Origin of the sequence: Pseudomonas putida, assembly GCF_001941965.1 — a bacterium.
In the GTDB taxonomy this organism is placed as follows: Bacteria; Pseudomonadota; Gammaproteobacteria; order Pseudomonadales; family Pseudomonadaceae; genus Aquipseudomonas; species Aquipseudomonas putida_L.
In genome coordinates this window covers 83,739-97,231 of sequence record NZ_MKZO01000005.1, presented here as the reverse complement: position 1 = coordinate 97,231, position 13,493 = coordinate 83,739, and the positions used below count along the sequence as shown (strand labels likewise).

At 64.8% G+C, this 13,493-nt stretch carries 12 protein-coding genes; 9 read left to right on the top strand and 3 right to left on the bottom strand.

Annotated features, from left to right (window positions below):
- Positions 1-44: 44 nt before the first annotated feature.
- Positions 45-809 (bottom strand): TOBE-like domain-containing protein, encoded by a 765-nt coding sequence (locus tag PSEMO_RS02850; RefSeq protein WP_075801700.1) that lies wholly within the window; start codon positions 807-809, stop codon positions 45-47.
- A 59-nt stretch (positions 810-868) separates the two neighbouring features.
- On the bottom strand, positions 869-1,606 hold the full coding sequence (locus PSEMO_RS02845; protein ID WP_075801647.1) for a ComF family protein: 738 nt from the start codon (positions 1,604-1,606) through the stop codon (positions 869-871).
- An 89-nt stretch (positions 1,607-1,695) separates the two neighbouring features.
- Between PSEMO_RS02845 and bioB the strand changes: the two genes are divergently transcribed.
- The 9 genes from bioB (at position 1,696) to PSEMO_RS02800 (ending at position 12,242) form a co-directional block, all read left to right on the top strand.
- Positions 1,696-2,754 (top strand): biotin synthase BioB, encoded by a 1,059-nt coding sequence (bioB, locus tag PSEMO_RS02840; RefSeq protein ID WP_075801646.1) that lies wholly within the window; start codon positions 1,696-1,698, stop codon positions 2,752-2,754.
- 7 nt (positions 2,755-2,761) lie between these two features.
- Positions 2,762-3,934, top strand: coding sequence for an 8-amino-7-oxononanoate synthase (gene bioF / locus PSEMO_RS02835; RefSeq protein WP_075801645.1), 1,173 nt, complete (start codon positions 2,762-2,764; stop codon positions 3,932-3,934).
- Complete coding sequence (locus tag PSEMO_RS02830) at positions 3,927-4,658, top strand: alpha/beta fold hydrolase (protein ID WP_075801644.1); 732 nt, start codon at positions 3,927-3,929, stop codon at positions 4,656-4,658. Before bioF ends, PSEMO_RS02830 begins: the two co-directional genes overlap by 8 nt.
- Entirely contained in the window at positions 4,651-5,475 is an 825-nt protein-coding gene (bioC, locus tag PSEMO_RS02825) for a malonyl-ACP O-methyltransferase BioC (RefSeq protein ID WP_075801643.1), read from the top strand. Before PSEMO_RS02830 ends, bioC begins: the two co-directional genes overlap by 8 nt.
- 1 nt (position 5,476) lies before the next feature.
- Positions 5,477-6,157 (top strand): dethiobiotin synthase, encoded by a 681-nt coding sequence (bioD, locus tag PSEMO_RS02820; protein WP_075801642.1) that lies wholly within the window; start codon positions 5,477-5,479, stop codon positions 6,155-6,157.
- Positions 6,158-6,386: 229 nt separating this feature from the next.
- The gene (locus tag PSEMO_RS02815; RefSeq protein WP_075801641.1) at positions 6,387-6,683 is read left to right on the top strand and encodes a pyrroloquinoline quinone biosynthesis protein PqqE; all 297 of its coding nucleotides are present in this window, start codon (positions 6,387-6,389) and stop codon (positions 6,681-6,683) included.
- 264 nt (positions 6,684-6,947) lie between these two features.
- On the top strand, positions 6,948-8,753 hold the full coding sequence (locus PSEMO_RS02810) for a phenylacyl-CoA dehydrogenase (RefSeq protein ID WP_075801640.1): 1,806 nt from the start codon (positions 6,948-6,950) through the stop codon (positions 8,751-8,753).
- 303 nt (positions 8,754-9,056) lie between these two features.
- Positions 9,057-10,340: a GGDEF domain-containing protein gene (locus PSEMO_RS02805; protein WP_075801639.1), complete on the top strand. Its 1,284-nt coding sequence runs from the start codon at positions 9,057-9,059 to the stop codon at positions 10,338-10,340.
- Positions 10,341-10,463: 123 nt separating this feature from the next.
- Positions 10,464-12,242 (top strand): acyl-CoA dehydrogenase C-terminal domain-containing protein, encoded by a 1,779-nt coding sequence (locus PSEMO_RS02800; RefSeq protein WP_075801638.1) that lies wholly within the window; start codon positions 10,464-10,466, stop codon positions 12,240-12,242.
- A 320-nt stretch (positions 12,243-12,562) separates the two neighbouring features.
- Here PSEMO_RS02800 and PSEMO_RS02795 read toward each other — a convergent pair whose 3' ends face one another.
- Positions 12,563-13,474 (bottom strand): LysR family transcriptional regulator, encoded by a 912-nt coding sequence (locus PSEMO_RS02795; protein WP_075801637.1) that lies wholly within the window; start codon positions 13,472-13,474, stop codon positions 12,563-12,565.
- Positions 13,475-13,493 lie beyond the last annotated feature (19 nt).

Genomic DNA, 13,493 nt, shown 5'->3' with positions numbered 1-13,493 from the left:
GGCAGTCACCTTAATCAGGCCCTATGACAGTTTTGTGGCCGATTTCAGACGGGTGTTCCGAGAAGAACGTAGGTCGGAAGGAATCGAACCTGTACGACACTTCCGACGGCAAGGTCATGGCTACGCAGCCATTCCGGCTCGGCGAAGGCGCACAGGATCTGCCCGCTGCCCAGGCTCAAGCGCAGCTCGCTGGAGCCCTGGGGATCGTCCAGCCATTCATCGATCGTCGCTTCCAGGCTGTTGGTCCCCTGTGGCACCGGGGCATCGCGGGTCGCCAGCTCCAGCCAGCCGGCCTTGATCAGGGCGACCACGGCAGTGCCGGGCTCCAGTTCCAGGCGGTGGGTGCTGTCGTGGGTGATCTGCGCTTCGATGCGCAGGTCGCCGGCCAGGGTCAGTTCGATGGTGTCGTTGCGCCCCTGCGGGTGGATCGCGCTGACCCGCCCGTGCAGCTGATTGCGCGCGCTGGTGCGCAGCATCAGGCGGCCGAGCAGGTCGAGGTCGCTGCTGTCCTCGGCTTCTTCGAGGATCTGCGCCTGAAGGATCTGCAGGCGCTGGTAAAGGCGCAGCACCCGGCGGCCTTCATCCGACAGACGGGCGCCGCCACCGCCACGCCCGCCGGTGCTTCGTTCCACCAGCGGCCGCGCGGCGAGGTTGTTGAGTTCGTCGATCGCATCCCAGGCGGCCTTGTAGCTCATGCCCGCGGCTTTCGCGGCACGGGTGATGGAGCCTTGCTCATCAATGTGCTGCAACAGGGCGATGCGTTGCGGACGACGGACGATGTGCTGGGACAGGGGCGTAGGCAAGGGCATGGGGTCGGTACGAAAGCTGACGATGATCGGCAGGAAATTGCCCGCCCCACCGCGCCAAGTCAAGCACTGCCGGGTCGCGGGGTGCGCGCCAGGCAGTAGACATCCACCCGCGCCGCGCCGGTATCGCGCAGCAATCGGGCCAGGGCCTGGGCGGTGGCGCCGGTGGTCAGCACGTCGTCCACCAGCGCCACATGCACGCCCTCGATGGCCTCGGGACGGGTGAGGGCGAAGGCATTCCTGAGGTTGCGCTTGCGTGCGCGGGCGTCGAGTTCCTGTTGCGCGGTGGTGTCGAGGGGGCGGGTCAGCAGCTCGGTGTCGCAGGGGATCGCCAGTTGCGCGGCGATCCATTCAGCGAGCATCGCCGCCTGGTTGTAGCCGCGCTGGCGCAAGCGCCGGCTGGCCATGGGCACGGGCAGCAGCAGCGCCGGGCGCGGCAGCCCGTCGGCGAACCGGTGTGCCAGCCAGTTGCCGAGCATCTGCGCCATCAGCCGGCCCAGTGGCCATTGGCGCTGGTGCTTGAAGCGGGTGATCAGGGCGTCCAGCGGAAAACCGTAGTGCCACGGCGCCTCGACCCGACGAAAGGCGGGGCGCTGCCGCGCGCACTGGCCACAGAGCAGGCCGTCGAGCGGCAAGGGCAGGGCGCAGATCCGGCAACGTTCATCCAGCCAGGGCAGTTCGCTTTCACAGGACGAGCAAATCGGATGGACCTGTTCGGCGGGTTCATCGCACAATAAACAGTTCTGATCATTATTTGTGCAGATGTAAACTTGTGTTTTCTTGCAAGGTTGACAGCGCATTGGCCTTCCTTAACTATGCGGGCTATCCGTGATGCGCTGGCGGGCGATCCGACCCCCGCGCCAGTACAAGCCTAAACAAGGAAACGCCCATGAGCGCCAGCACAACTGCAACGCTTCGTCACGACTGGTCCCTGGCCGAAGTCAAAGCCCTGTTCCAGCAGCCGTTCAACGACCTGCTGTTCCAGGCGCAGACTGTGCACCGTGCGCATTTCGACCCCAACCGCGTCCAGGTCTCGACCCTGCTGTCGATCAAGACCGGCGCCTGCCCGGAAGATTGCAAATATTGTCCGCAGTCCGGTCACTACAACACCGGCCTGGACAAGCAGAAACTGATGGAAGTGCAGAAGGTCCTGGAGGAAGCCGCCCGGGCCAAGGCCATCGGCTCCACCCGTTTCTGCATGGGCGCGGCGTGGAAGCACCCGTCGGCCAAGGACATGCCCTACGTGCTGGAGATGGTCAAAGGGGTCAAGGCCATGGGCCTGGAAACCTGCATGACCCTCGGCCGCCTCGACCAGGAGCAGACCCAGGCCCTGGCCGAAGCGGGCCTGGACTACTACAACCACAACCTCGACACCTCGCCGGAGTTCTACGGCAGCATCATCACCACCCGCACCTACGGCGAGCGCCTGCAGACCCTGGCCTATGTGCGTGACGCGGGCATGAAGATCTGCTCCGGCGGCATCCTCGGCATGGGCGAGTCGCTGGACGACCGCGCCGGCCTGCTGATCCAGCTGGCCAACCTGCCCGAGCACCCGGAATCGGTGCCGATCAACATGCTGGTTAAGGTCGCCGGCACGCCGCTGGAAAACGCCGAGGACGTCGATCCGTTCGACTTCATCCGCATGCTGGCGGTAGCGCGGATCCTCATGCCGCAGTCCCACGTGCGTCTGTCCGCCGGCCGCGAGCAGATGAACGAGCAGATGCAGGCGCTGGCCTTCATGGCCGGGGCCAACTCGATCTTCTACGGCGAGAAGCTGCTGACTACCGCCAACCCCCAGGCCGACAAGGACATGCAGCTGTTCGCCCGCCTCGGCATCAAGCCGGAAGCCCGCGAAGAGCATGCCGACGAAGTGCACCAGGCGGCCATCGAACAGGCATTGATCGAGCAGAAGAGCAGCGAGCTGTTCTACGACGCCGCGTCCGCCTGAGGTTGCCATGAGCTTCGATCTTCGTGCGCGTCTCGAACAGAGGCGCGCCGCTGACCTGCACCGCCAGCGCCCGCTGTTGCAGAGCCCGCAGGGCCCGCAGGTGGTGGTGGACGGGCAGCCGCTGCTGGCCTTCTGCAGCAACGATTACCTGGGCCTGGCCAATCATCCCGAGGTGATCGCCGCCTGGCGTGCCGGCGCCGAGCGCTGGGGCGTGGGTGGTGGTGCATCGCATCTTGTGGTGGGTCACAGCACCCCGCATCACGAGCTGGAAGAAGCCCTGGCCGAGTTCACCGGGCGCCCGCGGGCGCTGCTGTTCACCACCGGCTACATGGCCAACCTCGGCGCGGTCACCGCGCTGGTGGGGCAGGGCGATACCGTGTTGCAGGACCGCCTCAACCATGCCTCGCTGCTGGATGCCGGCCTGCTCAGCGGCGCTCGTTTCAACCGCTACCTGCACAACGACGCCGACAGCCTCGACAAGCGCCTGGACAAGGCCGAGGGCAATACCCTGGTGGTCACCGATGGCGTGTTCAGCATGGACGGCGATATCGCCGACCTGCCGGAGCTGGTCAACCGCGCCCGGGCCAAGGATGCCTGGCTGATGGTCGACGACGCCCATGGTTTCGGCACCCTCGGCCGGCATGGCGGTGGCGTGGCCGAGCACTTCGGCCTGAGCCTTGAAGAACTGCCGGTGCTGGTCGGTACCCTGGGCAAGGCCTTCGGCACCGCCGGCGCCTTTGTAGCTGGCAGCGAGGACCTGATCGAAAGCCTGGTGCAGTTCGCCCGCCCGTACATCTACACCACCAGCCAGCCCCCGGCGCTGGCCTGCGCGACCCTGAAGAGCCTGAGCCTGCTGCGCGACGAACACTGGCGCCGCGAGCACCTGGCCGCGTTGATCGCCCAGTTCCGCGGCGGCGCCGAGGCGCTCGGCCTGGAGCTGATGGACAGCTTCACGCCGATCCAGCCGATTCTCATCGGCGATGCCGGGCGGGCGATGCAACTGTCGCGCATGCTGCGCGAGCGCGGCCTGCTGGTGACCGCCATCCGTCCGCCCACCGTGCCCGCCGGCAGCGCCCGCCTGCGGGTGACCCTGACCGCCGCCCACAGCGCTGCGCAGGTCCAGCTATTGTTGAATGCATTGGCCGAGTGCTATCCGCTGTTGGAGCCTGTCGATGCGTAACCATCTGATCCTTCTGCCGGGCTGGGGCCTGGGCAGCGCCGCGCTGGAACCGCTGGCGGCAAGTCTCAGGGCACAGGACGCCGGACTCAGGGTTGAACTGGCGAGCCTGCCCAACCTGGTCAGCGATGACCCGCAAGCCTGGCTCGACGAGCTGGACCGGCGCCTGCCGAAGGACACCTGGCTCGGGGGCTGGTCGCTAGGCGGCATGCTCGCCGCAGAACTGGCGGCCCGCCGCGGCGATCACTGCTGCGGGCTGCTGACCTTCGCCAGCAACCTCAGCTTCGTCGCCCGTCCCGACTGGCCGGACGGCATGCCGCCGGACACCTTCGAAACCTTCGTCGATGGCTGCCGCAGTCATACCGCGGTGACCCTCAAGCGCTTCAAGTCGCTGTGCAGCGAAGGTGCGCAGGAGCCGCGCAGCCTGTTGCGGCAACTGGGCATCGGCGTGCCGGATACCGACCCGGTGCTGCTCGTCAAAGGTCTGGAAGTGCTCGGGCGCCTGGACACCCGTGCAGCCCTGCAACGTTATGCCGGGCCACAACTGCACCTGTTCGCCGGCGCCGATGAACTGGTTCCGGCCGAGGCGGCGCGGGCCCTGAGCGAATGGCTGCCGGATGTCGAGGTGGGTTTGGTCGAAGGCGCTTCCCACGCGTTCATCCTCGAATACCCGCAAGAGCTGGCGGCCAATATCAAGACCTTCCTGCATGAGAGTGGCGATGACTGATCTATCCCGACCCGGCCTGCCCGGCGCCTTGCCCGACAAGCGCCAGGTGGCCGCGTCCTTTTCCCGTGCGGCCGCCAGCTACGACAGCGTCGCCGAGTTGCAGCGGGCGGTGGGCGGGCATCTGCTGGAGCAGGTGCCGCCGGGCCTGGCGCCGCGTTGCTGGGTCGATCTCGGCAGCGGCACCGGGCATTTCAGCCGGGCACTGCAAGGGCGGTATGCGGACGGGCTGGGCGTGGCGGTGGATATCGCCGAGGGCATGCTGCGCCATGCCCGCGCTGCCGGCGGCGCGGACTATTACGTTGCCGGCGATGCCGAGCGCCTGCCGCTGCGCGCAGCGTGCGCCGACCTGATGTTCTCCAGCCTCGCGGTGCAGTGGTGCGCGAATTTCCGTGCGGTGCTGGCCGAAGCGCGGCGGGTGCTGCAGCCCGGCGGCGTGCTGGCCTTCTCCAGCCTGTGCGTCGGCACCCTGCATGAACTGCGGGCGAGTTGGGAGGCGGTGGACGGCATGGTGCACGTCAATCGTTTCCGGCACTTCGAGGACTACCAGCGGTTATGTGCAGAAAGCGGTCTGGAAGTACTCGATCTGCATGCACGACCCCATGTGTTGCACTACCCTGATGTGCGCAGTCTGACCCATGAGCTCAAGGCCCTGGGCGCGCACAACCTCAACCCCGGGCGTCCCGCCGGGCTGACCGGACGGGCGCGGATGCAAGGACTGCTGCAGGCTTACGAGCAGTTTCGCCAGCCGCAGGGCCTGCCGGCCACCTACCAGGTGGTCTATGGGGTCTTGCGCAAGCCGCTGACAGAAGGGGAGTGAGATGAGCGCGGCCTACTTCATCGCCGGAACCGACACCGACGTGGGCAAGACCACCATCGCCGCCGGCCTGTTGCAGGCGGCGCAGCTCGCCGGGTTGAGCACCCTCGGCGCGAAACCGGTGGCTTCGGGGTGCGAAGTCACGCCGAAGGGGCTGCGCAACAGCGACGCCCTGGCGCTGATGGCGCAGAGCACGCTGAGGCTGCCTTATGAACGGATCAATCCGTTTGCCTTCGAACCGGCCATCGCCCCGCATCTGGCGGCGCGGGAGGCCGGGGTCGAGTTGAGCGTGCAGGGCCTGCTCGGACCGATGCGCGAGGTATTGGCGCAGCAAGCCGATTTCACCTTGATCGAAGGTGCCGGAGGCTGGCGCGTACCGTTGTCCCACGTGGCCAACCTGTCGGACCTGGCGATGGCGCTGAAGCTGCCGGTGATCCTGGTGGTGGGCGTGCGTTTGGGGTGTATCAACCATGCGCTGCTCAGTGCCGAGGCGATTGCCCGGGATGGTCTGCAACTGGCGGGGTGGGTAGCGAACATCATCGATCCGCGCACGTCGCGGCTCGAGGAGAATCTGGCCAGCCTGGCCGAGCGCTTGCCGGCGCCGTGCCTGGGGAGGGTGCCGAAGCTGAAGATCGCTTCGGCGGAGGCGGTGGCAGAGCATCTGCAGATCGATCTCCTGGATTGACAACGGACCCTGTGGGAGCTGGCTTGCCAGCGATTGGGCCAGGCCTGACAGCATCATTGCTCAAGCTGGCCTCATCGCTGGCAAGCCAGCTCCCACAGGGTTTTGTGTCAGTCTGCTAGTTCCTCTCTATCGCAACCCCCAACCCCATTAGTGTTTTTCAACGGCAATCTCTGCCCATCTCTGCTTCAATAAGCCACTGTATTGCCACTCTCTTTACTGGAGTTTTGAAATGGAAATCTCGGGCAGTTCCGCATTCTATGCCGGCCTGGGCGCCATTCAGGCCGGGCAGCAGCGGGTCGACCAGGCCGCCAGCCAGATCGCCAACAACACCGTAGAGCGCGCCGCCACCAGTCAATCCAGCGACTTCCAGGCCGAGCGCCTGCGTTCCGTCGATCGCAGCCAGCAGATGGACATGGCCACCGCCACCGTCGAACAGGCCTTGGGCAAGCACCAGGTCGAACTCGGTGTCAAAGTGGCCAAAGCATCGGACGAAATGCTCGGCACGCTGATCGACACCTACGCCTGAGGCACAACGCCTCAGGCTTCATCTTTTCCCGCTAGCCTTTATTCATCAGCGCCTTGGCCGTTGTGCCGGGCGTTCGGCTGCGCGTTACTAGGACTTTTCCTACGCTTGTAGTTCGTCTGGACGATGGCAAAAGTGCCGTGGGCGGGGTGTTGACAAGCAACAGGCGTAAACGTATGTTTCAAACAACTGTTTGACCGAAGGCCGCCTAGAGCTGGTCGGTGTGGTCTCTCTCCTAACAAGGTTCATCAGCAGAGGTTCATCGCTATGCCTGAATACAAAGCCCCCTTGCGTGATATTCGTTTCGTCCGTGATGAACTGCTCGGCTATGAAGCGCACTATCAAAGCCTGCCGGGTTGCCAGGACGCCACGCCGGACATGGTCGACGCCATTCTTGAAGAAGGCGCGAAGTTCTGTGAACAGGTACTGGCCCCGCTGAACCGCGTTGGTGACCTGGAAGGCTGCACCTGGAGCGAATCCGGCGTGAAGACCCCGACCGGCTTCAAGGAAGCCTACAAGCAGTTCGTCGAAGGCGGCTGGCCGAGCCTGGCCCATGACGTCGAGCACGGCGGCCAGGGTCTGCCTGAGTCGCTGGGCCTGGCGATCAGCGAAATGGTCGGCGAGTCCAACTGGTCCTGGGGCATGTACCCGGGCCTGTCCCATGGCGCGATGAACACCCTGTCCGCCCACGGTACCGCCGAGCAGCAGCACACCTACCTGAGCAAGCTGGTCACCGGCGAATGGACCGGCACCATGTGCCTGACCGAGCCACACTGCGGTACCGACCTGGGCATGCTGCGCACCAAGGCCGAGCCTCAGGCCGACGGTTCCTACAAAGTCACCGGCACCAAGATCTTCATCTCGGCCGGTGAACACGACATGGCCGACAACATCGTCCATATCGTCCTGGCCCGCCTGCCGGACGCACCGGCTGGTACCAAGGGCATTTCCCTGTTCATCGTGCCGAAGTTCCTGCCCAACGCCGAAGGCGGCGTGGGCGAGCGCAACGCCGTGACCTGTGGTTCCCTGGAACACAAGATGGGCATCCACGGCAACGCCACTTGCGTGATGAACTTCGACGCCGCCACCGGCTTCCTGATCGGCCCGGCCAACAAAGGCCTGAACTGCATGTTCACCTTCATGAACACCGCTCGCCTGGGGACCGCGCTGCAAGGCCTGGCCCACGCCGAAGTCGGTTTCCAGGGTGGCCTGAAATACGCCCGCGACCGTCTGCAAATGCGCTCCCTGACCGGCCCGAAAGCACCGGACAAGGCAGCCGACCCGATCATCGTCCACCCGGACGTGCGCCGCATGCTGCTGACCATGAAGGCCTTCGCCGAGGGTAACCGCGCGATGGTCTACTTCACCGCCAAGCAGGTGGACATCGTCAAGTACAGCCAGGACGAAGAAGAGAAGAAGAAGGCCGACGCACTGCTGGCCTTCATGACCCCGATCGCCAAGGCGTTCATGACCGAAGTCGGCTTCGAATCGGCCAACCACGGCGTGCAGATCTACGGTGGCCACGGCTTCATCGCCGAGTGGGGCATGGAGCAGAACGTGCGCGATAGCCGCATCTCCATGCTGTACGAAGGCACCACCGGCATCCAGGCCCTCGACCTGCTGGGTCGCAAGGTCCTGATGACCCAGGGCGAGGCGCTGAAGGGCTTCACCAAGATCGTGCACAAGTTCTGCCAGGCCCAGGAAGGCAACGACGCCGTCAAGGAATTCGTCGAGCCACTGGCTGCGCTGAACAAGGAGTGGGGCGAACTGACCATGAAGGTCGGTATGGCGGCCATGAAGGACCGCGAGGAAGTGGGTGCCGCTTCGGTGGACTACCTGATGTACTCCGGCTATGCCTGCCTGGCGTACTTCTGGGCCGACATCGCCCGCCTGGCCGCCGAGAAGCTGGCTGCCGGCACCACCGAGGAAGCCTTCTACACCGCCAAGTTGCAGACTGCGCGCTTCTACTTCCAGCGCATCCTGCCGCGTACCCGTACCCATGTCGCGACCATGCTCTCGGGTGCGAACAACCTGATGGCGATGGACGAAGAGCATTTCGGCCTGTCGTACTGATTCACCCGCTTCAACGAAAAACGCCTGCCTTCACCGGCAGGCGTTTTTTTTCGTCTTGTGAAAACCTTCAGGGCCTCATCGCTGGCAAGCCAGCTCCCACACGGACCCTGTGGGAGCTGGCTTGCCAGCGATGAGGCCATTACAGACAACACACCTCTCCAATTTGATCCAGCAAATGAGCTTCAAGCTCCAGCCCCTTGCTGCCGTTAAATAAATTGACGCCAAATATTTATCTATTCATGTGCATTGCCGATAAAGTGAAGGCACAATGACATTATCGATCTGCCGGATCGGAGAGTTCTCTTGTTTCGTTTGTCCGCTGTACGCCTGAGTCATTTCCTCCCCGGGGCCTTCCTGCTGCTGTCCGGGCTTGCGGCCGCCTATGTCCGCGACCTGTCGGTGTTCTTCACGTCACTGTTCAACGTCCTGCCGACCCTGGTCCTGCTGCTGGGCGGCGCCTACTGTGCGGTGTACCGGCGTCAGCGCGAGCTGTTCCTGATGATCACCGTGTACATCGCCTACTACCTGCTGGACACCCAGACCGACTTCTACCGCGACCACGGCCGCGTGCGCGAGGATGCGGCGGTGGTGTTCCACCTGGTGTGCCTGCTGCTGCCGATGCTGTTCGCCCTGTTCGGTGCCTGGCAGGAACGCACCCACCTGTTCCAGGACATGGTTGCGCGCTTCGCCGTGCTGCTCGCCGTCGGCAGCGTCGCCCTGGGCCTGGAGCAGAGCTACCCGCAGGCCCTGCTGAGCTGGCTGGCGGAGATCCGCTGGCCGTCGCTGCATGGCCAGTGGATGAGCCTGATCCAGATGTCCTACCCGGTGTTCTTCCTGGCCTTCGTGGTGCTGGTGGTGCAATACCTGCGCGAGCCGCGGCCGCTGCATGCGGCGCAGGTCATCGGCTTGATCGGCATCTTCTGGATGCTGCCGCAGACCTTCATCCTGCCCTTCACCCTGAACATCATGTGCAGCCAGGTGATGCTGATGATCGCCGCGTCGGTCTCCCACGAGGCCTACCAGATGGCCTTCCGCGACGAACTCACCGGCCTGCCGGGCCGCCGCGCGCTGAACGAGCGCATGCAGCGCCTGGGGCGCAACTACGTGCTGGCGATGACCGATGTCGACCACTTCAAGAAATTCAACGATACCCACGGCCACGACGTCGGCGACCAGGTCCTGCGCCTGGTGGCGAGCAAACTGTCCAAGGTCACCGGCGGCGGCCGCGCCTACCGCTACGGCGGCGAGGAGTTCTGCCTGGTGTTCGCCGGCAAGACCCTGGAAGAATGCATTCCGCACCTCGAGGCGGTGCGCGAGATGATTGCCAACTACGCTATCCAGCTGCGCAACCAGGAGAACCGCCCGCAGGACGACCAGCAAGGTCGCCAGCGTCGCGGTACGGCGGGGGGCGGAAGCGTGTCGGTGACCGTGAGTATCGGCGTCTGCGAACGCCAGCCCGAACACCGCACCCCCGAGGAAGTGCTCAAGGCCGCGGACCAGGCGCTGTACGCGGCCAAGGGAGCGGGGCGTAACTGCGTGATGGCCCATGGGCAGAAGGAGCGGCGAGGCGCATTGCGCGTGGCGTGACCGAAACTGACTTGCCGGTCTCTAGATGACCCTATGTGTCGCAAAAGTTGTTCAGTTACACTCCGAGACCTTAGTACCGGTCCCTTGCGGGACTGTCCACGACTCAAGGTGTGAGAGGTTGCCATGGCTGACTACAAAGCGCCGCTGCGCGATATGCGCTTCGTTCTCAACGAAGTGTTCGAAGTCTCGAAACTGTGGGCAGCCCTGCCCGGACTGGCCGACGCGGTAGACGAAGACACCGCCCTGGCCGTGCTGGAAGAGGCCGGCAAGGTCACCAGCAAGACCATCGCCCCGCTCAGCCGCGCCGCCGATGAAGAAGGCTGCCACTGGGACAACGGCAACGTGCGCACCCCGGCCGGTTTCATCGACGCCTACCGCACCTACGCCGAAGGCGGCTGGGTCGGCGTCGGTGGCGACCCGGTGTACGGCGGCATGGGCATGCCCAAGGTGATCTCGGCCCAGGTCGAGGAAATGGTCAACTCGTCGAGCCTGGCCTTCGGCCTGTACCCGATGCTGACCGCCGGCGCCTGCCTGTCGATCAACGCCCACGCCAGCGAAGAGCTGAAGGAAAAGTACCTGCCGAACATGTACGCCGGGGTCTGGGCCGGCTCCATGTGCCTGACCGAGCCCCATGCCGGCACCGACCTGGGCATCATCCGCACCCGCGCCGAGCCGCAGGCGGACGGCAGCTACAAGGTCAGCGGGACCAAGATCTTCATCACCGGCGGCGAACACGACCTCACCGAGAACATCATCCACCTGGTGCTGGCCAAGCTGCCGGACGCGCCGGCCGGGCCGAAGGGCATTTCCCTGTTCCTGGTGCCGAAGTTCCTGGTCAACGCCGACGGCAGCCTGGGCGAACGCAACCCGGCCACCTGCGGCTCGATCGAGCACAAGATGGGCATCCAGGCCTCGGCCACCTGCGTGATGAACTTCGACGAAGCCGTGGGCTACATTGTCGGCGAGCCGAACAAGGGCCTGGCGGCGATGTTCACCATGATGAACTACGAGCGCCTGGGCGTCGGCATCCAGGGCCTGGCCTCGGCCGAGCGTTCCTACCAGAACGCCATCGAATACGCCCGTGACCGCCTGCAGAGCCGTTCCCCGACCGGCCCGCAGGCCAAGGACAAGGTCGCCGACCCGATCATCGTCCACCCGGACGTGCGCCGCATGCTGCTGACCATGAAGGCCCTCAACGAGGGCGGTCGCGCCTTCTCCACCTATGTCGCCATGCAACTGGACACCGCCAAGTACAGCGAAGACGCCACCACCCGCAAGCGCGGGGAAGACCTGGTTGCCCTGCTGACCCCGGTGGCCAAGGCCTTTCTCACCGACCTCGGGCTGGAGACGGCGGTGCATGGCCAGCAGGTCTTCGGCGGCCACGGCTACATCCGCGAGTGGGGCCAGGAGCAACTGGTACGTGATGTGCGCATCACCCAGATCTACGAAGGCACCAACGGTATCCAGGCCCTGGACCTGATGGGACGCAAGATCGTCGGCAGCGGCGGCGCCTTCTACAAGCTGTTCGCCGACGAGATCCGCCATTTCACTGCCACCGCCGGCAGCGAGCTGGGCGAGTTCGTCAAACCGCTGAATACTGCGCTGGACGACCTGGATTCCCTGACCGCCTGGGTCCTGGACCGGGCCAAGGGCAACCCGAACGAGATCGGCGCGGCGTCGGTCGAGTACCTGCACGCCTTTGGCTATGTGGCCTACGCCTACATGTGGGCGCTGATGGCGCGCACGGCGCTGGCCAAGCAGGGCGAGGAAGACTTCTACGCCAGCAAGCTGGGCACCGCGCGTTTCTACTTCGCCCGCCTGCTGCCGCGTCTGCAGTCGCTGTGCGCCTCGGTCAAGGCTGGCAGCGAGTCGCTGTACCTGCTGGAGGCCGAGCAGTTCTGAGGTAATTGCGTCATGTAAGCATTTGCTTACATGACGTGGTGACGTTTGGCGTCTTCTCTCATATTGGATCCGAAGTTAATCTTCTTTCCATGGACGAAGCGCAGGACGCGCACAGTACATCACAAGGACGGAACGAAGGAAGCCTGCCCGGGACGGTGGGAAGAAAGGGAAGTCAAAGGGAAACAGTCTGGGAAAACCTCGCTTCGGCGGGGTTTTCTTTTTTCCAAGCTTTAAGCTCTAAGCTTCAAGTCATAAGAAAGAGCAGGCCGCGCACGGTCCGGCTTTTTCTTATGACTTGCAGCTTGAAGCTTGCAGCTGACTCACCCCAACGGCGAAAGGCCCATCTGCCGCGGGTCGATCTCTTCCTCCAGCAGGGTCCGCAGCAACTCCACCGACGCCTGCTGGCGCTGCGCATCGCGGAACACCAGGCCGACCTTGAGCGGCACCCGCGGCTCGCTCAGCGGCTTCCACAGCAACTCCTGGTCTTCGGAAGCTTCCTGCGCCCGCCCCGGCAGCACCGTGGCCAGCGAGGTCTGCGGCAGGCTGTCGAGAATCCCGCCCATATTGTTCATCTCGGCCTGTACCTGCGGGCGCCGCCCGAGGTTGGCCAACTGGCCCTGCCAGATCTGCCGCACCTGGAATTCCTCGCCGAGGAGGATCATCGGCAATTCCGCCGCCTGTTTCAGCGAGACCTTCTTGAATTCGCGCAGCGGGTGGGTTTTCGGGATCACCACCTGCAGCTCGTCCTCGTACAGCAGCAGCCCGTGCAGCCCCGGCTGGCGCGGCGGCAGGTAGCTGATGCCGATGTCCAGGCTGCCGTTGAGCAGGCGCCGTTCGATCTCCAGCCCCGACAGTTCATAGATCTGCACCACCAGGTGCGGCTGCGCCTTGCGCACCCGGTCGAGCAACTGGGGCACCAGGCTCGGGCGCACCGTTTGCAGCACGCCGATGGCCAGGGTGCGCAGGGCCTGGCCGCGGAAGTTGCGCAGGGCGTCGCGGGCGCGCTGCATGCCGTCGAGCAGGGGCAGGGCGTGGTTGTACAGGGTGTGCGCGGCCAGGGTCGGCAGCAGGCGCTTGTTGCCCCGTTCGAACAGGCTGACATCGAGGCTGTGCTCGAGCTGGCGGATCTGCTGCGACAGCGCCGGCTGGGACAGCGACAGGCGTTCGGCGGCGCGGCCGACATGGCCTTCTTCATACACCGCGACGAAATATCGCAGTTGGCGGAAATCCATAAGGTTTACTTATCGAAAA